This is a genomic window from Acinetobacter pittii ANC 4050, from assembly GCF_000399685.1.
In the GTDB taxonomy this organism is placed as follows: domain Bacteria; phylum Pseudomonadota; class Gammaproteobacteria; order Pseudomonadales; family Moraxellaceae; genus Acinetobacter; species Acinetobacter pittii_E.
The window spans coordinates 2,617,314-2,639,201 of the sequence record NZ_KB976987.1 but is presented as its reverse complement, the minus strand read 5'-3'; the positions used below and the strand labels follow the sequence as shown (position 1 = coordinate 2,639,201).

Below are 21,888 nucleotides of genomic sequence, written 5' to 3'. Positions count from 1 at the left end.
CTCCTTTTATTACGTAATACATATATTATTTTTTATTGAATGGTGAAAATAATATCCAGTTTTATATAGATTTTATTCCAATTTCTTTCACTTATATATTATGAGGTGCGTGCTTTTACTCAAATGATAAAATAGAACAATAATCAAGATTAGACTATTTATAAAAAGTATAGAATAAATAGAAAGAATATTTATTTATACTTTTTTATAAAGATAGCCTTATTAATAATAAAATTATTTTGGATAATTAAGCGTGATTTAAGTTTTTATCGAGATGAAATACTTTAGTGAGTTGATCAATAAATTTCTGCACACCTACAGATTGTGAGTTTTTACGGTAATTTACAAATAGATCAAGTGTCGGCAACTCAACGTCAAGTGGACGAACGACCGTATTTTTGATTCCTAAAGGTGCCACGTAAGCGGGTAAAATTGTACAACCTAATCCAGCGCCAAGAGAGTTGATATTGAAGAGCATGCTGTCTGCTTTTTGAACAATATTGAGGTCGATATTGTGAGTTTTAGCGAAGTCTAAAATCGTGTTATGTAATGTTTGTGATTGTTCGGCAGCGGGAATAATAAAATCAATACCTTGTAAAGCATGAACGGGAATTCTTTCGTATTGAGCAAGCGGATGATTTTTAGGAAGCAAGAAAATTAAGGGTTCAGTTAAAACAAATTGGCTTTGGATTTCATCACTATCTGTGTTTTCACGGGTAAATGTAATATCTAATTCACCTTTTTTTAAGGCTTTAAGTTGTTCGGTATTGTTTAAGTTAGATAATTCAATAGTAAGGTCGGGGTGTTGTAGTCGTAGGTTAGGAAGAACGTAAGGGAAAATTTTCATTTCTGCGATGGGGACGAAACCGATACGTAAGAGTTGCTGTTTCGCCTTTGAAACCTGCCGTGCCATAGCAACCGCTTTTTCGGCTTGAGCGAGGGTGAGCCGAGCATGCTCTAAAAATACTTCTCCTTCTTCGGTTAACTCAACTTTGCGTTTTGTGCGGTTTAAAAGTCGTACACCGACGTCTTCTTCTAAATCTTTAATTTGCTGGCTAAGGGAGGGTTGTGCAGTGAAAAGTTTAAGAGCGGCTTTACTAAAATTTAATTCTTCAGCAACGGTAATGAAATATCGGAGATGGCGTAGTTCCATAAGACTAATCCAAAAAATGTCTTACTATGATTTAAGTGAAGTATAAAGCATAAATAGATATAGCGTGAAGGTGCTTTAGGTATTTATAAAATAAATGGAATTTTAATTTTCATTAAAGATTTAATATAGGGGAGTAGGCTTTAATAATTCATAAAATATATTATTGATTAGTCAACAAATACATTATCTTTACTTAATCAAAGAATTTTTTAAATGTTTTGAATATTCATTTAAGAAATTCTCATAATATGCAAAAATGAGAATAATATAATAATTTTATAACTTGTAGTCCGCCTAAATCTACTGAACTGTAATTGTTACTAAATATATTATTTTTTGTTCAGCAAACTAATTCAAAGTTAAAAATTGGAAGCGATAAAGAGGAAACAGTACGGTTCTATGGTGGCTTTAGGCATTCTCTAATTGTTATGTTATACAATAGGTCTTAATAAGAATGGTAATTACTGACGCATAAACCCAACACATCTATGTGTTTTTTATGGCACTCTAATTTGACTTAGGTTGGCTGTGTCCACGGTAAAAAGGATATTTATATGATAAATAAGTGTAAGTGCCATAGCTTAATTTCTTTTAATCGTTAAGATAGAAACCTGAACACATCCATTCTGCTGATGCTAAAACATAGAAAAGCCCATGAAAGACAAGCCGACATTAACATATCAATTGCCGACTCAGTCCTGTTGGACGCATACATGGATAAAACCTCCTTTTTGTCATCCCGAGTCTGGGCATGAAACGGATACACGTTTTTATAATCAACAGCCTAAATCACCTGCACGTGGTTCAAAAGAGTTGTTGCGTTGGTTAGTTACGCGTGAGTCTTTTACATGGAAAGTAGATATTCAAAGTGAATATGAAACCCGCCTAAATACGGCTGTAGCATTGCCACAAAATCGACCTCAAGCAGATTTAGATGATTGGCAAGTTTGGTTTGTTGGGCATGCAACTGTGCTGATTCAGATCGGACCTTATAACTTTATTACTGACCCAGTGTGGTGTGATTATGCTAGTCCCTCCCAAGGACGTGGACCACGCCGTGTATGCCCTGCAGGATTTGCACTAGAGCAATTACCGACAATTCATGGTGTTCTACTCAGCCATAATCATTATGATCATATGGATTTGGCTACGCTTGAATGGCTACACAAAAAATTCGCAATGCCAATTTACACTGGACTCGGGAATGGGTTTTACCTACCAAAAGAATTTCATGTGATTGAAATGGATTGGTGGCAAGAAATTCCCTATCACGAATTAAGAATAATCTATACACCTGCACAGCATGGTTCAGGTCGTGGTTTACGTGACCAGAATAAAGCACTCTGGGGAGGCTTTTCGGTTGTGGCTAAAACAGGTCATTGTTTCTTTGCTGGTGATACCGGTTATGCGGGGCACTTTAAGCAAATTCATGCTCGTTATGGTGCACCACGTGTGGCCTTACTTCCAATAGGTGCGTATGAGCCTCGTGAATTGATGAGCTATGTACATATGAATCCACAAGATGCGCTACATGCACACTTTGATTTACAAGCTCATCGTTCTGTTGCGATTCATTATCGGACTTTCCAGTTGACTGATGAGGACAGAGAAGATCCAGAGCATGCTCTAGGTCAAGCAATTAAAGCCTCGTCAAAGCTTGCAAATCCTTTTTATTGCATTCGGGAAGGGCATAAACTGACTGTTTAAAACTCAATGCTTGATATGAAAAAAGCCAGTTCAATTTGAACTGGCTTTTTATTATTTTGACAAAATTATGCTAAGTCAAAACGGTCAAGATTCATAACTTTAGTCCATGCAGCAACAAAGTCTTGAACAAATTTTTCTTTACCATCTGCTTGAGCATAAACTTCGGCCAATGTACGTAAGATTGAGTTTGAACCGAAGACTAAATCATTACGTGTTGCAGTAAATTTTACTGCGCCTGTTTTACGGTCTTTGCCTTCAAATACTTCGCTTGTTGAATCAACAGGTGCCCATACAGTGGACATGTCGAGTAAGTTCGTAAAGAAGTCTGTGCTGAGTACACCAACTTGCTGAGTGAATACACCGTGTTGTGAACCATCCCAGTTAGTGCCTAGTACACGTAAACCACCAATCAATACTGTTAACTCTGGTGCAGTCAAAGTCAGTTTTTGTGCTTTATCAATTAATAATGCCTCAGTTGATGCGCTGACGCCGTCTTTTTTCCAGTTTCTAAAACCATCGGCAAGACCGAGAAGTAATTGGAAAGATTCGACATCAGTTTGACTCTGTAATGCATCAACACGACCTGCGGCAAATGGAACGCTAATATTGAAACCTGCCGCTTGAGCAGCTTGCTCTACGCCAACGTTACCTGCAAGCACAATTAAGTCAGCTAATGACAGTTGAGTTGAGGCTTTGAGTTCTTCAATTTTAGTTAAAGTCTCAACAGCTTTTTTGTTTACTTCCCATTCGCGTTGTGGCGATAACGCAATACGTGCGCCGTTTGCACCGCCACGCTTGTCTCCACCACGGAAAGTTGACGCTGAAGCCCAGCCAAGAGAAACCAACTCACCAGCAGATAGCCTTAGTGCAACGATTTTTGCTTTTGCATCATCAATGCTAGCAGAAGACGGAATCGTGTTAGCAGCCGGTAATGGGTCTTGCCAAATTAAATCTTCAGCCGGAACTTCAGGGCCTAAATAACGTGCTTTTGGTCCCATATCACGGTGAGTTAATTTGTACCATGCACGGGCAAAAGCATTGGCAAAGGCTTGTGGATCGTTAAGGAAACGACGAGAGATCTTTTCAAACTCAGGATCAAAACGTAAGGTCAAATCTGTAGTAAGCATTGTTGGCTTACGTTTAACTGATGGGTCGAATGGATCTGGGATGATCGCCTCAGCATCTGCTGCTACCCATTGAATTGCACCAGCAGGGGAACGTTCTTGTACCCACTCGTATTTGAATAGGTTTTCAAAGAAGTAGTTGCTCCATTGGGTTGGCGTTTGTGACCAAATGACTTCTAAGCCTGAAGTGATCGCATCTTTACCAACACCAGTACCAAAACTGTTTGACCAGCCAAAGCCCATTTGTTCAATTGACGCTCCCTCAGGATCAGCCTGAACATGGTCAGCAGAGCCAGCACCATGGGTTTTACCTAAGGTATGACCGCCTGCGATCAAAGCAACAATTTCTTCATCATCCATTGCCATATTGCCGAAAGTCGCACGAATAAACGGCGCAGCTGATTTGGGGTCACCGCTGGCTTGTGGACCTTCAGGGTTCACATAAATTAGACCCATTTCAGTTGCAGCGAGATTACTACCTTCTAAAGCTTCTGAGTTACGATGAGCTAACCATTCTTTCTCATCACCCCAGTTTACGTCGTTGTCTGGTTCCCAAACATCTTCACGGCCTGCGCCAAAACCGAAGGTGCGGAAGCCCGAAGACTCAAGTGCGATGTTTCCAGCAAGAATAAATAAATCTGCCCACGATATTTTTTGACCGTATTTTTGTTTAACTGGCCATAATAAGCGGCGTGCTTTATCTAGGCTTGCATTGTCAGGCCAACTATTTAAAGGTGCAAAACGTTGTTGACCACGACCAGCACCGCCACGACCATCACCCATACGATAAGTGCCGGCAGCGTGCCATGCTAAACGGATAAATAAGCCTGTATAATTTCCCCAATCGGCTGGCCACCAATCTTGAGAATCGGTTAACACATTTTTGATATCAGCTTTGAGTGCATAATAGTCGATTTTTTTAAACTCTTTACGGTAATCAAAATCTTTACTGAGTGGATTAGAGCGTTCTGAATGTTGATTCAGTAAATCAACGCGTAGTTGTTTTGGCCACCAGTGTAAACTAGGCGTGCCACCACCGACTGTTACCTCTGGTTTTGATTTATGGCCTGAAAAAGGACATTTTGATTCGTCTGACATGGTTATATTCTCTCTGGGTAATAATTATTGAGCTCTTAGTAAAAATGTTAGGGCTCATTTTCCTGGACTTCTGGTTTAAAAACTCATGTTTATCAAATAAAGAAATGAGTGAACAAATGGTGAGAGAAATTGTTTGAAAAGTCTTTTCACTAAGATGTCAGCCCATTATTTTTTATTTAATAATGCATCAGATCTCTTTAATTGTTATTCCTCCAATTTACTGCATGAAGGTTAAAAAACAAGAGGAAAAATAAGATGAAACCTGTGAATAACGATGCATAGAATTACCTCTTCGATTGTTGGAACAACGTAAGATCTTTTAATAACGCTCTTTAAATATACTAGAAGTCAGAGTCTTATTTTTCAAATGGATTAAACTGTCAATATTGATTTGAAAAACCGATTATATGTTTGTTTAAAAGGTTTGAACGGGATAAATATTGAAAAAGAAATTTTTTATATTTAGTTGTAGTAGAAGCTATCTTAAACAAAATAAAGGAGAGCATTGCTCTCCTTTATCTTTTATATATTAAACATTTACGATTCGATTCGATTTGACCATATCAGCTAGGCCATGCGTTTTAAAGTAGTACTCAAGCCAGCTTTTTACAATGAGTGGATTATTCATTTTCATGACATCATCCAGTAACTTTTGTGCATCTGTCATCGGAACATGACAAATTGCTTTTCGTACTCGCAAAATGTTACTCGAACTCATTGAAAGGGTATTAAAGCCCATCGCCATGAGCAAAATTGCCGATAATGGATCACCCGCCATCTCACCACAAATACTGATAGGTTTTTTATATTCATGGCATTCTTTAACTAAGCGAGTTAGCGCACGTAGAATGGATGGATGGAAGTGTGAGTAAACGTTGGCCACATGTGGATTATTACGGTCAACCGCAAGTAAATACTGTGTTAAGTCATTTGAACCGACCGAGAAGAAATCGACGAGTTCAGCAAACTCATCAATTTGTAGCAGTACGCTCGGCACCTCAACCATAATGCCAATTTTCGGCTTGGTAATTTTAACTTGCTCTTCTTCTTGCACCGCAATCCAGTCACGTTCAAGCAAATAAAGTACTTCTTCGACTTCACTGACTGTAGTGACCATTGGTAATAAAATATGCAGATTATTTAAACCAATGCTGGCTTTGAGCATGGCGCGAATTTGTGAAGAAAAAATCTCAGGATGATCAAGCGTGAAACGAATACCACGCCAGCCTAATGCCGAGTTTTCTTCTTCAATACTGAAATACGGCAAGTCTTTATCGGCACCAATATCCAGAGTTCGCATCACCACTGGTTTATTAGCAAAGTGGCTCAACTGTTGACGGTAGATTGCACGTTGTTCTTCTTCACCCGGGAAACGTTCCCGTAACATGAAGGGAATTTCACTTCGGTAAAGACCGACACCTTGAGCACCACGTTGTACTCCGCGTACTACGTCAATCATGAGGCCCGTGTTCACATAGAGCTGAACAGACACACCATCTGGAGTAATCGCTTCTTTGGTCTCGTACTGCTTGAGATCTTTTGCGATTTGCTCATCTTCTTTTTGAATCTCTTTATAACGTTGACGTAAACGACGTGGAGGATTAACAAAAACACGGCCTTGATAGGCATCCACGATCATTTCTGCATCATCAAGTGTATTAACAGGCAGTTCGGTTACACCAACTACGGTTGGAATACCTAAAGCACGAGCCACAATCACCATATGTGAGTTGGCTGCACCTTCTGATGTCACAATTGCTGCAATATTGTCTACAGGCAGCTCTACGAGTGCCGCAGTACTAATCTCTTCACCAATTAAAATACTGTCTGGACTCAGTTCACGATGGCTAGAGTCTTCTTCTTGTAAACACGCTAAAATACGCCGACCTAAATCTTTAAGGTCGGAAACTCGTTCACGAAGATAATCATCTTCCATTTGTGCAAATAAGGCAGTGTGCTTTTCAATGACACGACGTACTGCACCTTGTGCCCAATGTCCATCACGGATGAGTTCTTTAATTTCTGCTGGTAAAGCATTTTCATCTAGCATTCTTAAGAAAACACTAAATAAAGCGCGCTCTTCAGCCATTAAAGAATCATGCATTTTTTCATCTAGAGAGCGAATCTCTGAACGAACTGATGAAATGGCTTGATCTAAAATTCGGAGTTCATCGCTAATATCTTCTGCTTCACGATCGGGTACAGAACCCAAATCAGCAGGTGGATATAAAATAATAGCGCGACCTAAAGCAACACCGCCTGCACCTGAAGCACCTTGGAAGGTTTTATAAGCAGGGCCATTACTTGGTTTACGAAATACGTCAATATTTCCAACTGCATGAGCGTGGGCAATCACGCCAGAAAGCTGAGCACACAGTGTAACTAAAAAGGACTCGGCTGCTTCGCTAAAATCTTGAGGAAGTTTGTTTTGGACAACCAAAACACCCATAACCTTACGGCGATACATGACAGGTACGCCAAGGAATGAATTATAAATTTCTTCGCCTGTTTCAGGTAAATACAAGAAACGCTCATGTTTTGGTGCATTGTCAAGGTTAACAATTTCTTCACGCTGCCCAACCAGACCGACCAAGCCTTCACCGAGTTGCAAAGATACGTGGCCTACAGATTCTGGATTTAAGCCTTTAGAGGCCATCAATACATAGCGCTGGTTGCGTTCATCGAGTAAATAAATAGAGCAAACATCCACTTTCATGGCTTCAGCAACCTGATTGACCATGATGTCTAACGATTCATGCAAACTGACGGACGCATTAACCTCTTGGACAATGCGCCGTAGAGTGTCGAGTTGCATGTTTGACATGGATGTATACTCCAGTATTTTTTTAGACTATGAATGTATTTATAACAGCACTTTTAATAAAAATCATTTGCTAGATAAATGATTTTTAGGGTAATTGTTGCATCGGCAACTGTGTACACAACTCCACCATGGCTTTACGATAAACATCACGCTTGAAGTTCACCACTTGGCCAAGAGGATACCAATAGCTGACCCACTGCCATTCATCGAATTCGGGTGGGTCGGAGAGGTTTAACTGAATATTTTTTGCAGGCGCAGTTAACTTCAGTAAAAACCATTTTTGTTTCTGTCCGATACATACGGGGTCAGAGTCTGACCGAATGTACCGATGTGGCAAACGATAACGCAGCCATCCTTTGGTTTGCGCAATAATCTGGACATGTTCGGGCAATAAGCCGATTTCTTCTCTCAGTTCTCGAAAAAGTGCCTGTTCAGGGGTTTCTCCAAACTGGATGCCTCCTTGTGGAAATTGCCAAGCATTGTGACCAATGCGCTTTGCCCATAAAACCTGTCCATCATCGTTTGCCAAAATGATCCCGACATTCGGTCGGAAACCTTCTGAATCGATCATTTGGCTACCTAAATATTGTCTATATCGTTGACTTTAATCGCGGGGACAAACACTTTTTTATGTCCAGCTCGAAAAGATCAAAGTAAAATGTTTAAATTGCTACGATCTTAACGAATTTCTATCGACTAGCGGAGATAGATTTACATTTTTTTTCTTAAATTTCAGTTTAAACGAGAATTTTCATGAAACTGGCGTTGTTTGATTTAGACCATACCTTGTTAAATACCGATTCAGACCATTCTTGGGGTGAATTTTTAGTCAATGAAGGTTTGGTTGATCCGGTTCATCATCGTCAGATGAATGATAAATTTTATGAAGATTACAAAGCAGGGCAACTTGACCCATATGCTTATAATGAATTCGTTTTTGGCTTTTTAACCCAGCATGACAATAACTACTTAACTGAGCTCCACCAATTGTTCATGCAAAAAGTGATTCGTCCGCAAATGCGCCCAAAAGGTTTTGATGCAATCAAAAAACATCAAGATTTAGGCCATACCATTGTAGGGATTACGGCAACAAGTGATTTTATTACTGCGCCAATTTTCCGTGAATTTGGGATTACTGAAATTTTAGCGACCAATGCTGAAGTGGCTGACGGAAAATATACTGGGAAAGTTGCTGGTTTAGCGTGTTATCAAAAAGGCAAGCTTGCACGTCTAGATGCGTGGTTGGAAGGTCGGAGCGTGTCTGAGTCTTGGGCTTATTCCGATTCAATTAATGACCGTTTTTTACTTGAATATGCAACTCATGCAATTGCAGTAAATCCTGATGATCGCCTTGAAAAACTGGCTCAAGAAAATAAATGGGAAATTCAGGACTGGTCAATTTAATTGACTACTCCTGCATCATTTTAATCAGTTCCTGCATGGCTCTAGATTGAGTACGTGCAGGATGCCACACCATGCCTAATTGACGATTCATCTCAACATTTAAATCAAGTTGCTGCATATCCTGATTCAGCAAGGTTTTTGGTAAAACTGACCAACCTAAACCAATCGACACCAACATGCGAATAGACTCAAGAGGGTTATTGCTCATGGTGATTTTTGGTTTGAGCCCTTGTTTTTCAAACTCAGCTAAAGTGATTTGGGCAGTGTAAGTTTGTGCAGCGGGTAATAAGCTTGGATATTCAATTAAATCTTGTAAGGTGAGATTCTTCTTTTGTGCTAATGGATGAAAAGGGGCAGCAACAAAAACTAAAGGATCATTCCAGATCGTAATGTAGTTAAGACGCTCATCACCTGAGGGTGGAAGGGTTAAAAATGCTAGCTCTAAATCACCAGCCAATACTTGTTCATGCGCTTGCTCTGAATCAACAAAATGCACATCTAAGGTGACTTGAGGAAATTGCTGAACAAAGTGTTTAAGTGGTGCAGGTAAGTGATGCAAACCAATATGATGACTCGTACCGACTTTTAAGCGGCCTTGCACCTGCGTTTGTTCATGGCTAAGCGTATGGTGAATATCACCCAGCTCATTGAGCCAGTTTTTAACCTTAGGTAATAATGAATGTGCAGCATGAGTTGCTTGAACACCTCGGCCTGCGGACTCAAAGAGTTTTACGCCAAAATATTCTTCTAAGCTATGAATTCGTTTGGTAACAGCAGGTTGAGTAATAAATAACTGATCTGCTGCCACAGAGATAGACCCTGTTTCCATAACTTTTACAAAAGCTTCAAAGGCTGCAAGATTCATAATACAACTCAACTTGGAATAGAAAAATCGAGAGGCTAAAGTTGCCAAGCCAAAATCGTATCATGCTTGCAGCGAATCGAGTGAGAAAGTTGTGAATTACCGCACTAATCTTAGCCTAAGCCGCTGTTTCTTTTTCAGCTAAGGCGGATACGTGGCGATCTTTAGCTGCCCATACTTTTTCATGGAAGAAAAAGGCAAAAGCTTGTACGGTTGGTTCAAGCATACTTAATGTTAAAGCCATCCAGATATTACCTGTTACAAAGTATGCGACTAGCATCGCTACACTAATATGCATAATGTAATAGCTTAAGGTTTTCTTTAAGGTACGTTGATTATTTATAACGAATTTTTGAATATTAGCCATGATCATTCTCTTTAGCCACTTTAGATATTTTTAGTATAGAGAGTAGAGTATAAGATTAAAAATTGATTATGCAAATGATAATCATTAACAAAAGCGATTTATTAAATATGATGTATCTCAAAAGGATTATGATTAATTCCAAAAAGTTTTCTAATTTATAAAAATGATAAATTAGATTTATGTGAAACTCTGGCTATAATCGAAGAAAGATTAGAATTACCCAGTCCAATGGAGCAAGACGACATGGCAGGCAAAACTTTATATGACAAATTGTGGGATGACCACGTTGTTTCACAGCGTGATGATGGCTCATGTTTACTTTATATTGACCGTCATTTATTGCATGAAGTGACTAGTCCACAAGCATTTGAAGGTTTGCAACTTGCGGGTCGTCAACCATGGCGTTTAAGTGCAAACGTTGCGACACCGGACCACAACGTTCCAACATCTAAAAAAGAACGTGACCAAGGTATTGCTGGGATTGAAGATGATACATCTCGTATTCAAGTTCAAACCTTAGATGACAACTGTAAAGCTTTCAATATCGTTGAATTTAGCATCAATGATATTCGTCAAGGTATTGTGCATGTGGTTGGACCCGAACAGGGCTTAACCTTGCCGGGCATGACAGTTGTATGTGGGGATTCACATACAGCAACTCACGGTGCTTTCGGTTGCTTGGCGCATGGTATTGGAACATCTGAAGTTGAACATGTGTTAGCAACACAATGTTTGATTCAGAAAAAATCTAAAAATATGTTAGTGCGTGTAGATGGCGTATTGGGCAAGGGTGTAACGCCAAAAGATGTGGTGTTAGCAATCATTGCTAAAATTGGTACTGCTGGTGGTACAGGCTATGCAATCGAGTTCGGTGGTCAAGTGTTCCGTGATATGTCGATTGAAGGACGTATGACGGTATGTAACATGGCAATTGAAGCCGGTGCCCGTGTCGGTATGGTTGCAGTCGATGACAAAACTATTGAATACGTGAAAGGCCGTAGCTACGCACCAAAAGGCGAGCAATGGGAACAAGCCGTTGCTTACTGGAACACATTGCATTCAGATGAAGATGCTGTGTTCGATGCCGTAGTTGAGTTAAATGGCGCGGAAATCGAACCACAAGTATCTTGGGGAACTTCACCTGAGATGGTTATTCCGGTCACTGAAGCTGTACCAACTTTAGAACAAGCGAAAGATGATGTTCAGCGTAATGACTGGACACGTGCTTATCAATATATGGGTTTAAATGCAGGACAGGCATTAGGTGATATTCAACTTGATCGTGTCTTTATCGGTTCTTGTACCAACTCTCGTATTGAAGATATTCGTGCTGCAGCTGAGGTAGTTAAGGGCCGTAAGGTAGCTTCTACCATTAAGCAAGCTATGATTGTTCCGGGGTCTGGTTTAGTTAAACAACAGGCAGAAAAAGAAGGCTTAGATAAAATCTTCTTGGAAGCTGGCTTTGAATGGCGTGAACCAGGTTGTTCAATGTGTTTAGCAATGAATGCAGATAAGTTACAACCGGGCGAACACTGTGCATCGACCTCTAATCGTAACTTTGAAGGCCGTCAAGGCAATGGCGGTCGCACTCACTTAGTGAGCCCGGCAATGGCGGCAGCTGCTGCAATCGCTGGTCACTTTGTTGATGTTCGTTCATTTTAATTCGGTCTGGAGCAAACCATGAAAGCTTATACAGTTGAACAAGGTATCGTTGCACCATTAGATCGTGCCAATGTTGATACAGATTTAATTATTCCAAAACAGTTTTTAAAGTCAATTAAACGTACTGGGTTTGGTGACAACTTATTTGACGAGCTTCGTTATTTAGACGAAGGTTATCCGGGACAAGACAATTCAATACGTCCAAAAAATCCGGATTTCGTTTTAAATCAGCCTCGCTATCAAGGCGCAACCGTTTTAATTGCTCGTACTAACTTTGGTTGTGGTTCAAGCCGTGAGCATGCGCCTTGGGCATTAAATGAATATGGTTTCCGTACTGTTATTGCGCCAAGCTTTGCTGATATTTTCTTTAATAACTGTTTCAAAAATGGCATGTTACCTGTCATTTTGTCAGAAGAAATTGTTGATCAGTTATTTAAAGAATGCGCTGCCAATGATGGATATCAATTAACAATTGATTTAGCAGCTCAAGAAGTACGTACGCCAACAGGTGAAGCTTTTAAATTTGAAGTTGATCCATTTCGTAAGCATTGCTTGTTAAATGGTTTGGATGATATTGGTTTAACTCTTCAAAATGCGGACGCAATTCGCGCGTATGAAGAAAAAACTAAACAAGTTCGTCCTTGGGTATTCCAAGAGTTAAATTAACCTTTTGGTACATTTTAAACATAGCCATGGCGTAGCGTTCAAACTCTTGCTAACATGCTAAAGCATAAAAACACCTTAGAATTATGCACTAGATGAGGATTGGGCTTGAACAATGAAGAGGAACGTTACTCATAGCTTTTTGTTGAGCCTGTGCGCAATAACACTCAGTGCTTGTCAAAGCACTTACAATGTAGTGGATACTGTCCGTATTAAGCAGGCTGAACAAGAAAATTTGGGGCAGAATGCAGCAATATATTGTTCGGGCGCGAAGAGTTGTGAATTTGAACGACTAAATGATATTACTGTAGTAGATGCGCAAACACGAAGAATTAGTAATCAGGCAATTCATCAAGGAATTGTGAGATTACAAGGCTCAGTGCTTAGCGAAACTAACAGCTTATATTTATCTGTGCCTGCTAAACAATATGAAGTGGTGATCCGTTTCTATCCGATTTCTCCAGATCGGGCTGAAACAATTCATGTTATTCACCAATTTAATGCCAACCATCGCTATACATTTAAAATGTACCGAGACAAAACTAACCGTTCGGGTAGTTTGCTGAATGTTTCTGTACCAGATCCATTATGTGTTGACTTAGAACAAGATGAGCATGTAGTTCGCCGTTTTTGTCGACCATTTGATGTTACAACGGGACTAGGTGAATTCCTCGAACAGAAAAAACTAACACCGCGGTAGTTGTAACGCTGCTTGTCTTTGGAAAATGGAAAAAGTTCATGTCTAAACAGATTTTAATTTTAGCTGGTGATGGTATTGGTCCTGAAATTGTTGGGGCGGCAGAAAAAGTATTAAATACAGTAAATGAAAAATTTAATTTATCGTTAACTTGGGAACATGGCTTACTAGGCGGCGCGGCAATTGATGCGCATGGCGAACCCTATCCAGCTGTAACGAGTGAACAGGCAAAAAAAGCAGATGCAATTTTATTAGGTGCGGTAGGCGGACCAAAATGGGACACCATTGAGCGCTCTATTCGTCCTGAACGTGGTCTGTTAAAAATTCGTAGTGAACTTAACTTGTTTGCTAATTTGCGCCCAGCGATTTTATATCCACAATTAGCAGATGCTTCTAGCTTAAAACCTGAAATTGTTGCGGGCTTGGATATTTTAATTGTTCGTGAATTGACTGGCGGGATCTATTTCGGTCAGCCACGTGGTATTCGTGAACTCGAAAACGGTGAGAAACAAGGCTATAACACTGACGTTTATTCTGAAAGTGAAATTAAACGTATTGCAAAAGTGGCTTTTGAACTTGCAGGATTACGTGGTGGTAAGGTTTGTTCGGTAGATAAAGCCAACGTTTTAGAAGTAACAGAGCTTTGGAAGCAAACAGTTACTGACTTACAGCAAGCGAATTATTCAAACATTCAGCTTTCACACATGTATGTTGATAATGCTGCAATGCAACTTGTGCGTGCGCCTAAACAGTTCGACGTAATCGTAACGGGTAACTTATTTGGCGATATTTTATCTGATGAAGCAGCAATGCTTACAGGTTCAATCGGTATGTTGCCATCTGCATCATTGGATGAAAATGGCAAAGGTATGTATGAGCCTTGCCATGGTTCTGCACCTGATATCGCGGGTCAGAATGTGGCGAACCCATTGGCAACAATTCTTTCAGTTGCAATGATGCTTCGCTATACATTCCGTGAAGAAGCTGCTGCAAAAGCAATTGAAGATGCAGTAGGTCAAGTACTTGATCAAGGCTTACGTACAGCGGATATTATGTCTGAAGGTATGACAAAAGTTGGTACAGCTGAGATGGGTGAGGCAGTTGTCGCTGCTCTTGCTTAAAAGCTTCTTATAAAAAACGCAGCTCAACGCTGCGTTTTTTTTTGCCTATGTTTTAGCAGGCTTTACCTTCATATTGAATAGACTCGGCAATATCATTTTTAAGCTGAAAAATAACTTTGCAGTTGAAATTCAAATCATAAGAATTGCTACTCAAATTACCTGATTGTATGGGAACAGAACCGCCTCTCATATCGACATTACTCACCATCGGGATTGGGATGCTTAACGGACGTAAAATCGTATAGATGAGCTGGTTGGATGTTTTTTGTGGAGTGCTAGCGACTTGAAAACCAAGACTACGTAAATTGATATCTTGTTGAATACTAGCCGATGATTTGCCTAGAAAGCCCTTTAAATATTCCTGTAAATCTACAGATTGGTGTAGGTGGCTAGCACAACCGTTAAGATAAATCATTATGAAAGACAATAAGCCAATTTGGCATCGGGTATATATGTTCATTTTTCTCACTATATAAAATTATATTTATTATTAAAGAACAATAGGTTGTATTTGCAAACTTGTAAAGTAAAAAAGGAGGATTATGATAAATGGAAGGCAAATTTGTCTTTCGATTTATCATTACATTCATACCACTTTAAAAATAATTTCATAGAAAACTTAAGGAAGAAAAAGATGAGAAAAATAGTTTTTGCTTTTTTATGCAGTTTTGGAATGACTTCGGTCTATGCAGATAATTGTGATAGTGCCCGCAATACTTACGATGATATCTACTGTACAAATAAAATTTATGCGAGCGCTGATGCAGATCTGAATAAGAATTATCAAGCTCTACGAGTAAAGTTAAACACCGCGCAGAAAAATATTCTTAAGAAGTCTCAACTTGTATGGATACGTCAACGTGATGCCGAGTGTACAGATTCAAATAGGAATAGCGTAGACGTGCAATGTCGTTTACAGACAACGCAGGAAAGAAACCATTGGCTGCAAGAAAGATTGCGTGAATGCCAAACGGTAGGATGTAAAACCAGTCGCTTAAATGAATAAATGACGCAATAAAAAAGCCACATCATAAAGTGGCTTTTTTGCATTCACTAATTAGCGAGCACGGTACGTAATACGACCTTTAGTTAAGTCATATGGAGTCATTTCGACTTTTACACTGTCGCCAGTAAGAATACGAATATAGTGTTTACGCATTTTACCAGAAATGTGTGCAATAACTTCGTGACCGTTTTCAAGACGTACACGGAACATCGTATTAGGAAGCGTTTCGGTGACAACGCCTTCGAACTCAATGAGTTCCTCTTTATTGGCCATAGCCTACCTGATGATCAAATTGGAAAGGCGCAAATTATAGTCAATTTTTTTAAAAAAAACAAGATAGACACACTTCTGCTAAAGCATCTGGTTAAACTATGACTAATCAAAAAAGATGTAATTTTTTTCACAAAAGCTGAGTAATTCTGTTGTCAGTTCGGTCAATCAACGCTAATCTAAAATCATAGTTATTAGGGACTGTTAATTGCATAAAGGTCAACAGCCCTAAATATCAATGAAGTATCTACATGGAAGGGCACTGCGTGGGTCAGCTAACAGATGCATCAGTTGTATTACGCTTTGGCTATCAAGCGATTCGTCGTGCGGGATTGCCAACAGAAGAAATATTAACCAAAGCGGGAGTTGCTTTAAATCAGGTCGATACCAATGCACGTACACCGTTAAGTGCACAGTACGCCTTTTGGACTGCCGCTCAGGAAGTCAGTAAAGATCCAGACATCGGTCTGCATTTAGGTGAGCATTTGCCTTTGTATCGAGGGCAGGTGATTGAACATCTATTTATTAGTAGTGAAACCTTTGGTGAAGGCTTAAAACGAGCTTTAGCTTATCAACGACTCATTAGTGATGCATTTGATGCAAAACTAGTGGTTGAAGAAGGACGTTGTTATTTAACCAATGGCGAACAGATTGGCGCTGACAATCTAGTCAACCGTCATTTTTCCGAATGTGCAATTTCAGGCATACTTAGATTCTTTAAATTCATTACTGAAGGGCAATTTCATCCTATCTTCATCGATTTTAATTTTAGTGAAGGTGCTTCTGAGGATGAATATTTCCGTGTATTCGGCTGCCCAGTTAGCTTAGGCCAGAAAGAGACACGTTTATATTTTGACCCTGCTATTTTAGATTTCCAGCTTTGGCAAGCAGAGCCTGAGTTATTGCAGTTGCATGAGCAGCTCGCGATTGAAAAATTGCAGGAACTGGCCCGTTATGATTTGGTGGGTGAAGTTCGCCGTGCAATTGGTTCAACACTGGAAAGTGGAGAAACCACGTTGGAAACGGTGGCTGCTCAGTTGAATATTACTCCGCGTCGCTTACGTACTCAGCTCAGTGAGGCGAATACTAGTTTTCAGCAAATACTTTCTGACTATCGTTGTCGTTTGGCTAAAAAGCTTTTGGCAAATACCAATGAGAGTGTTGAGCGTATTGTGTATTTAACAGGTTTCTCTGAACCAAGTACGTTCTATCGTGCTTTTAAACGTTGGACGAATGAAACGCCGGTTGAATACCGTAAGCGTAAACAACATCGCTAGATTAAGTATAGGTCGAATTGGCTAAGCTTACTCAGGTAGGTTTAGCCAATGTGGTCCAAGTGGTGGCTGCGGTAAATCAAACTGCTCAGGATAATTACACTGAATAAAATAAAGGCCATCGGGTGGGGCAGTTACACCAGCTGCTTTACGATCTTGTGCCGCAAACATCGCATCGATATGATCAATTTCATACATACCTTGACCAATTTCGAGTAAGCAACCGACAATATTGCGTACCATATGATGTAAAAAACCATCTGCTTGAATATCTAGAACCAAATAGCGTCCATGTTCAAATAAACGGCAATGCGTTACATGTCGCACAGGCTGGTTTGACTGGCATGCTGCTGCGCGAAAAGTTTCAAAGTTATGCGTTCCTTCAAACTTACTGGCAGCTTCAATCATCTTTTTCACATCTAGCTTTTGGTAAATGTGAGTAACTTGTTTGTGTAATAGTGCTGGGCGATGGGGCGCGTTATAGATGATATAGCGGTAACGTCGTGCAGTCGCTTTAAAACGCGCATGAAAACTTTCATCCATCAGTTTAATCCACTGAATGGAAATATCTTTAGGCAATTGGCTGTTTGCCCCTCTTAACCATCCTGTTTCTGGACGAATAGCGTTCGTATCAAAGTGTGCCACCATATTTGTTGCATGTACTCCAGCGTCAGTACGACCCGCGCCGTGAAGTGCAATAGGCTCATCTGCAATTTTGCTAAGTACACGCTCAATCGTTTCCTGAACGCTGGCAACGCCTGGCTGTTGTGTTTGCCAACCTCGGTATTGAACTCCGCTAAATTCAATACCGACCGCATAACGTTGCATGGCTTTACCTCTGTTTAATGCAAATTTTCGTTCCAATGACTTAGCCATTGTTCTGGAGTTGGGTATTTTAAATAGATTTGAAGTGCTTTTGCATAGAGATCTGCATGACTATTAGCATCGCTAATGACAATTTTTGCAGTTTTGGCCCATGCACTAATCGCATAACGTTGATCAATACCACCAAAAGTTACTTGTGTTGCCAAAATTGGAACACAACCATGAGCATACAGTTCATCTAATGTTGCGAGTAATTCTTGGTTTACCGCAATATTACCCGTACCAAAACCTTGTAACACTAAAAAGTGCGGAGGGGCTGGAAGTAAGTGACGTAATTGCTGAACTAAGTGCTCTGTTGCAATCGGTTGCATCATCCAGTTTAAAATCTGAAATGAAGCTGCTCGTTCAATTTGGTTGTCTTGTACGATCAATTCATTTTGCTGAGGCGCAAATTCAACTTCACTACTTAAACCTGAAAAAGCATCGAGTTCAGTCGTATGCGTTTTTAATGCAGTTTGTGCGTGGAATACTTGATGGTGGAATGCGAGATAAGCACCCACAGGTAGAGAAATCACTTGTTCTAATGCAAGGTATAAGTTCTCAATTGCATCAGTAAATTCACGAGTATTGTCACCTTGAATATTAAGTAACGGGTATTGGCTACCAGTAATTACAATATGACAGCTTTGGCCTAAAAAGCGGGCTAGGGTTGCAGCCGCATAACTGAGCGTGTCTGTACCATGAATAACAACGAAATGTTGATAACCTTCAAGTTGTAGTTGTTGTATGCGTTGAATTAGACGTAACCAATCAGGTGCTGTACATGCACTGCTATCAACAATATTGGGCGCAGCGAAGCAGTCAACTGTTAAGTGTGGGGGAATTACTTTTTCAAGTTGAGGTAGGAATTGGTCATAAGGCATAGGAGCTAAAGGTTCACCAATGCAACCAAAAGTACCACCCATATAAAATAAGGCTATTTTTTTCATATTTTTGCAGGCATAAAAAAGCAGTCATCTCTGACTGCTTATGGTAAATCGAACAGTTCTAAGAAGCTATGCGATTAAGTAGGTTTTTCGCGCGTTGTTGTTGTTCTGTGTTGAATTTTTGCTCATTACTTGCCAATAACGCTTGAGCTGCTGGATAAGCACCTAACTTGATGTATTGCTCTGCAAGTTTTAGATCAAGTTCATTTTCATCTAACTGTTTTAATTCTGGAAAAGCTTCTAAAAGAGGGTCTTGAGTTTGAGCTGGAGTAGTCTCTTCACCTAATAAATTTATATGATTTTGAGTGTCAATCTCTGATGTTGTGACTAAGGTAGGTTCATCTAAAGAAAACTCAAGAGGTGCTATTGAAATTGGTTCTAATGGAGCTTGTTCTACCAATTTAAGCTCATCTAACGATGAGGTCTGCTCATGAGTTTTTAGCTCCGAATTTGCAGGATTTAATTCAAGATTAAAATCCAAAACATTCGTATTGTTCTCTTGGTCTGCTGGTATTTCTACTACTTGAGCTTTTTCCTCAGGTTCATGCAGTGGTGCTAAATCAAAAGAAAAATCTAAGTCAGCCAAATCATTTGTTTGTTGAGATGATGGTAACTCCGATTCTTGGGTCGGTTGGCTGCCACTTTCTGTAGTCGTGGTTTGTTCGAATGAAAAGTTAAACTCTAAAGGTTCAACTTCAACAGCAGGTTCTTGCTTTACAGGGGTATAGTCTTGCTGCAAGTCATCAAAAGAAGCTTCAGAAGAACTTGCTGTTAACTGGTCAAACTGAGCTGTTGTGTCAGCTTTATTTTTTGGCTCTTGGGATATTTGAGCTTGAGGAAAATCGATGGCATCAGGTTGTCTTGAGGACTCATACTCTTTTTGTTTGGCTTCTGCTTGAATGGCTATTTCATTGAGTGACAAACTGCGAATATGGCCAATCAGTTGAGTTATTGCAAACTCATCTTTTTGTGCAATATGAATCTCAAGCAGCAATAAATAAAGTTCATGTTGTGTATTATCTTTTTTTAGCGCCTGATTGACTTGAGCTTCAGCTGCTGAGAATTGTCTTTCTTGAATAAGTAGCTGAATTTTTTGACGTACAGCATCCGGAACAGGGCTGCTTTGTGGAGTAGAGGGAATGAGTTCTTCAACCACATTGACTTTACTTTTTTCACGCGAGTTTTTACTTGTTTTAGAGTTCGCTTTTTTATTGGTTTTTCTACTTACCGTTTTAGGGGAGTTAGCCTCTTGCTTCTGGCTATTTTCGCGTTTTTTTAAAATGACAGCGACCACGAGCAATATGATGAACGGAATCACATATAACATTACTTTCCCCTTAAAAAATAAATATTTGCAATATAAAGCGAGCTAACTCTAATTTTAACTTAATGTTTTTGCTTATGAGTCTGTTGCTGTGCTTGTAACTGCTGTTGTAACTCTGCCAAACGTGCATTCAAAAGTTGAATACGTTGGTCTTTTAAACGTAAAGTTTGATTTAGTTTGGTTACATTCCTTTGTAATGTAACGGTTTTTTCTCGTGTTGTCATAACTTTTACTGCTAACTCAGTATTGTTTTGACCTTGTTGTGTGCTCTTCTTAGCAGTTCCATGTGTAGAATTTTGGCTGTTTTCAGCCACAATACTCATTTCAGCTTGCTGTAAACGGTATTTTGCCTTGCTAGAAGTTGATTTTGCAGTAGGTGCTATGTCTGTTTTGGGTTTATTTTGCTGAGGTTTATGAGCAGGAGAGTGGACTAGGTTAAGCGAAATTCCCTGACGTAAACGATTTACATCGCCCTGAATAAAAGCATGTCGGTTTTGAGCTTGAATATCATGCATGACTTTCGCAACAGGTTGTTTAGTTTTTGCTGCGATGCGATTAGCAATGCTCCATAAAGACTCGTTGCGTTGTACTACATATTTACCTGATGTTGCTGGGCCTTTGTAGGGACTTAGGGTTTGTTTCTTGGCAGGGTTTTGGTTAGACGTCTTTTGAGGCGTAGATTTCTTTTGCGCTGTTAGTTTGTTGACTGGAGTTTTTGGTGAATTGTTTGTGGCTGTTTTGGCGCTGGTTGGTTTAATCTGATTTTCTGATGCTACCTGATCAGAAGTAGTACTTGCTGTAACTTGTTGAGCAACCTGACCAGAAGAGCTTTCGCTAGATGTATTGGATGATTTTATGTTTATAGCTGGAGCAATTCCAGAGCTAATATTAAGGCTATGTTCACCATTCGAATCAGTTGTCGCTGGAGACGAAGTTGCTGATACATAACGGGTACTTTCTGGCAGATTTAGAGCAATATCTTTTTCATTGACAATAAATTGAGGGGATAACGTATTTTCGTTATTTTCAGTCTTTTTTATAGAAGAAGGCTTAATTACGGTTTTAATATGCTGCAAACGGGTGGCGGAACCTTCACTAATTTTTACTACAATATTCAGTTCAGGATCAATCACAGGGCGAGATGAGGTAATAATAATAACCCCTGAGCCTTGGCCGTTTTGACGTGTATAAAAATTAAGATTTCCGGGCGGCTGATGAGTCACTCCTAACGCGCTTAAATCTTCAGGAGTTGCCAAACTGACTTGTAAAGTAGCGTTGGGATCAGCTTGTTGGAAATTCATTTCGGCATATAACAAATCGCCAGGTGCGGACTGAATTTGTATAGGGTCTAATGTAATCGCATAAATAGAAGGCGAAGACATAATGGTGAAAATGGCAATTTTTAATTTGTTATAAACAGTCATCTCAATCCATGACCTAATTAGTCGTAAAGTCGTTCAAAATTATACAATAATGAAATGTAAATAAATTGTAAAATTTTCACAAACCAGTTACGAAAAA

General features: G+C 39.6%; 20 protein-coding genes. 8 read left to right on the top strand and 12 right to left on the bottom strand.

Features of this window, described 5'->3' with window-relative positions; genetic code table 11:
• Positions 1 to 247 precede the first annotated feature (247 nt).
• Entirely contained in the window at positions 248 to 1,153 is a 906-nt protein-coding gene (hcaR, locus tag F931_RS16155) for a DNA-binding transcriptional regulator HcaR (RefSeq protein ID WP_016142311.1), read from the bottom strand.
• A gap of 654 nt (positions 1,154 to 1,807) precedes the next feature.
• On the opposite strand from hcaR, the gene F931_RS16150 reads away from it, so the two are divergent.
• Positions 1,808 to 2,860: an MBL fold metallo-hydrolase gene (locus F931_RS16150; RefSeq protein ID WP_016142310.1), complete on the top strand. Its 1,053-nt coding sequence runs from the start codon at positions 1,808 to 1,810 to the stop codon at positions 2,858 to 2,860.
• Between the two features lie 65 nt (positions 2,861 to 2,925).
• Here F931_RS16150 and katG read toward each other — a convergent pair whose 3' ends face one another.
• From katG to nudH, 3 genes are all read right to left on the bottom strand, one after another.
• On the bottom strand, positions 2,926 to 5,082 hold the full coding sequence (gene katG / locus F931_RS16145) for a catalase/peroxidase HPI (RefSeq protein ID WP_016142309.1): 2,157 nt from the start codon (positions 5,080 to 5,082) through the stop codon (positions 2,926 to 2,928).
• A gap of 529 nt (positions 5,083 to 5,611) precedes the next feature.
• Complete coding sequence (ptsP, locus tag F931_RS16140) at positions 5,612 to 7,906, bottom strand: phosphoenolpyruvate--protein phosphotransferase (RefSeq protein WP_016142308.1); 2,295 nt, start codon at positions 7,904 to 7,906, stop codon at positions 5,612 to 5,614.
• A gap of 85 nt (positions 7,907 to 7,991) precedes the next feature.
• Complete coding sequence (nudH, locus tag F931_RS16135; RefSeq protein WP_000567255.1) at positions 7,992 to 8,477, bottom strand: RNA pyrophosphohydrolase; 486 nt, start codon at positions 8,475 to 8,477, stop codon at positions 7,992 to 7,994.
• Between the two features lie 182 nt (positions 8,478 to 8,659).
• Between nudH and F931_RS16130 the strand changes: the two genes are divergently transcribed.
• Positions 8,660 to 9,310 (top strand): HAD family hydrolase, encoded by a 651-nt coding sequence (locus tag F931_RS16130; RefSeq protein WP_016142307.1) that lies wholly within the window; start codon positions 8,660 to 8,662, stop codon positions 9,308 to 9,310.
• 4 nt (positions 9,311 to 9,314) lie between these two features.
• Here F931_RS16130 and F931_RS16125 read toward each other — a convergent pair whose 3' ends face one another.
• Positions 9,315 to 10,175 carry a LysR family transcriptional regulator gene (locus F931_RS16125; RefSeq protein WP_016142306.1) on the bottom strand — a complete coding sequence of 287 codons (861 nt, stop codon included), beginning with the start codon at positions 10,173 to 10,175 and terminating at the stop codon, positions 9,315 to 9,317.
• Positions 10,176 to 10,290: 115 nt separating this feature from the next.
• Positions 10,291 to 10,545: a DUF2061 domain-containing protein gene (locus F931_RS16120; protein WP_025470388.1), complete on the bottom strand. Its 255-nt coding sequence runs from the start codon at positions 10,543 to 10,545 to the stop codon at positions 10,291 to 10,293.
• Between the two features lie 237 nt (positions 10,546 to 10,782).
• On the opposite strand from F931_RS16120, the gene leuC reads away from it, so the two are divergent.
• The 4 genes from leuC to leuB all read left to right on the top strand — a co-directional run bounded on the left by leuC (position 10,783) and on the right by leuB (position 14,682).
• Entirely contained in the window at positions 10,783 to 12,201 is a 1,419-nt protein-coding gene (gene leuC, locus F931_RS16115) for a 3-isopropylmalate dehydratase large subunit (RefSeq protein WP_016142304.1), read from the top strand.
• An 18-nt stretch (positions 12,202 to 12,219) separates the two neighbouring features.
• The gene (gene leuD, locus F931_RS16110; protein WP_016142303.1) at positions 12,220 to 12,867 is read left to right on the top strand and encodes a 3-isopropylmalate dehydratase small subunit; all 648 of its coding nucleotides are present in this window, start codon (positions 12,220 to 12,222) and stop codon (positions 12,865 to 12,867) included.
• 112 nt (positions 12,868 to 12,979) lie between these two features.
• Positions 12,980 to 13,564: a hypothetical protein gene (locus tag F931_RS16105; protein WP_016142302.1), complete on the top strand. Its 585-nt coding sequence runs from the start codon at positions 12,980 to 12,982 to the stop codon at positions 13,562 to 13,564.
• Between the two features lie 38 nt (positions 13,565 to 13,602).
• Positions 13,603 to 14,682: a 3-isopropylmalate dehydrogenase gene (gene leuB / locus F931_RS16100; RefSeq protein WP_002114882.1), complete on the top strand. Its 1,080-nt coding sequence runs from the start codon at positions 13,603 to 13,605 to the stop codon at positions 14,680 to 14,682.
• Positions 14,683 to 14,734: 52 nt separating this feature from the next.
• On the opposite strand, the gene F931_RS16095 is transcribed toward leuB, so the two are convergent.
• Positions 14,735 to 15,142, bottom strand: coding sequence for a hypothetical protein (locus F931_RS16095; RefSeq protein ID WP_016142301.1), 408 nt, complete (start codon positions 15,140 to 15,142; stop codon positions 14,735 to 14,737).
• A gap of 174 nt (positions 15,143 to 15,316) precedes the next feature.
• Here F931_RS16095 and F931_RS16090 point away from each other — a divergent pair, with 174 nt between their 5' ends.
• Complete coding sequence (locus tag F931_RS16090; RefSeq protein ID WP_016142300.1) at positions 15,317 to 15,688, top strand: lysozyme inhibitor LprI family protein; 372 nt, start codon at positions 15,317 to 15,319, stop codon at positions 15,686 to 15,688.
• Between the two features lie 51 nt (positions 15,689 to 15,739).
• Here the strand turns inward: F931_RS16090 and infA are convergent, their stop codons facing one another.
• Positions 15,740 to 15,961: a translation initiation factor IF-1 gene (gene infA, locus F931_RS16085; RefSeq protein WP_001284370.1), complete on the bottom strand. Its 222-nt coding sequence runs from the start codon at positions 15,959 to 15,961 to the stop codon at positions 15,740 to 15,742.
• Between the two features lie 263 nt (positions 15,962 to 16,224).
• On the opposite strand from infA, the gene F931_RS16080 reads away from it, so the two are divergent.
• Positions 16,225 to 17,235 carry an AraC family transcriptional regulator gene (locus F931_RS16080; protein WP_016142299.1) on the top strand — a complete coding sequence of 337 codons (1,011 nt, stop codon included), beginning with the start codon at positions 16,225 to 16,227 and terminating at the stop codon, positions 17,233 to 17,235.
• 27 nt (positions 17,236 to 17,262) lie between these two features.
• On the opposite strand, the gene truA is transcribed toward F931_RS16080, so the two are convergent.
• The 4 genes from truA to F931_RS16060 are packed head-to-tail and all read right to left on the bottom strand — an operon-like array spanning position 17,263 to position 21,791.
• A complete protein-coding gene (truA, locus tag F931_RS16075; RefSeq protein WP_016142298.1) occupies positions 17,263 to 18,060 on the bottom strand; it encodes a tRNA pseudouridine(38-40) synthase TruA in 798 nt (265 codons plus the stop codon).
• Between the two features lie 14 nt (positions 18,061 to 18,074).
• The gene (ansA, locus tag F931_RS16070) at positions 18,075 to 19,046 is read right to left on the bottom strand and encodes an asparaginase (RefSeq protein ID WP_025470385.1); all 972 of its coding nucleotides are present in this window, start codon (positions 19,044 to 19,046) and stop codon (positions 18,075 to 18,077) included.
• A 58-nt stretch (positions 19,047 to 19,104) separates the two neighbouring features.
• Positions 19,105 to 20,370 (bottom strand): hypothetical protein, encoded by a 1,266-nt coding sequence (locus tag F931_RS16065; RefSeq protein ID WP_016142296.1) that lies wholly within the window; start codon positions 20,368 to 20,370, stop codon positions 19,105 to 19,107.
• A gap of 59 nt (positions 20,371 to 20,429) precedes the next feature.
• Complete coding sequence (locus F931_RS16060; protein ID WP_016142295.1) at positions 20,430 to 21,791, bottom strand: type IV pilus assembly protein FimV; 1,362 nt, start codon at positions 21,789 to 21,791, stop codon at positions 20,430 to 20,432.
• Positions 21,792 to 21,888: the final 97 nt, after the last annotated feature.

Coding starts and splice junctions, on each gene's coding strand:
- ansA (WP_025470385.1), bottom strand. CDS start 19,046: ATGAAAAAAATAGCCTTATTTTATATGGGTGGTACTTTTGGTTGCATT.
- ptsP (WP_016142308.1), bottom strand. CDS start 7,906: ATGTCAAACATGCAACTCGACACTCTACGGCGCATTGTCCAAGAGGTT.
- F931_RS16130 (WP_016142307.1), top strand. CDS start 8,660: ATGAAACTGGCGTTGTTTGATTTAGACCATACCTTGTTAAATACCGAT.
- F931_RS16125 (WP_016142306.1), bottom strand. CDS start 10,175: ATGAATCTTGCAGCCTTTGAAGCTTTTGTAAAAGTTATGGAAACAGGG.
- F931_RS16120 (WP_025470388.1), bottom strand. CDS start 10,545: ATGATCATGGCTAATATTCAAAAATTCGTTATAAATAATCAACGTACC.
- F931_RS16095 (WP_016142301.1), bottom strand. CDS start 15,142: ATGAACATATATACCCGATGCCAAATTGGCTTATTGTCTTTCATAATG.
- leuB (WP_002114882.1), top strand. CDS start 13,603: ATGTCTAAACAGATTTTAATTTTAGCTGGTGATGGTATTGGTCCTGAA.
- leuD (WP_016142303.1), top strand. CDS start 12,220: ATGAAAGCTTATACAGTTGAACAAGGTATCGTTGCACCATTAGATCGT.
- katG (WP_016142309.1), bottom strand. CDS start 5,082: ATGTCAGACGAATCAAAATGTCCTTTTTCAGGCCATAAATCAAAACCA.
- F931_RS16065 (WP_016142296.1), bottom strand. CDS start 20,370: ATGTTATATGTGATTCCGTTCATCATATTGCTCGTGGTCGCTGTCATT.
- F931_RS16150 (WP_016142310.1), top strand. CDS start 1,808: ATGAAAGACAAGCCGACATTAACATATCAATTGCCGACTCAGTCCTGT.
- truA (WP_016142298.1), bottom strand. CDS start 18,060: ATGCAACGTTATGCGGTCGGTATTGAATTTAGCGGAGTTCAATACCGA.
- infA (WP_001284370.1), bottom strand. CDS start 15,961: ATGGCCAATAAAGAGGAACTCATTGAGTTCGAAGGCGTTGTCACCGAA.
- F931_RS16090 (WP_016142300.1), top strand. CDS start 15,317: ATGAGAAAAATAGTTTTTGCTTTTTTATGCAGTTTTGGAATGACTTCG.
- nudH (WP_000567255.1), bottom strand. CDS start 8,477: ATGATCGATTCAGAAGGTTTCCGACCGAATGTCGGGATCATTTTGGCA.
- leuC (WP_016142304.1), top strand. CDS start 10,783: ATGGCAGGCAAAACTTTATATGACAAATTGTGGGATGACCACGTTGTT.
- F931_RS16060 (WP_016142295.1), bottom strand. CDS start 21,791: ATGACTGTTTATAACAAATTAAAAATTGCCATTTTCACCATTATGTCT.
- F931_RS16105 (WP_016142302.1), top strand. CDS start 12,980: ATGAAGAGGAACGTTACTCATAGCTTTTTGTTGAGCCTGTGCGCAATA.
- hcaR (WP_016142311.1), bottom strand. CDS start 1,153: ATGGAACTACGCCATCTCCGATATTTCATTACCGTTGCTGAAGAATTA.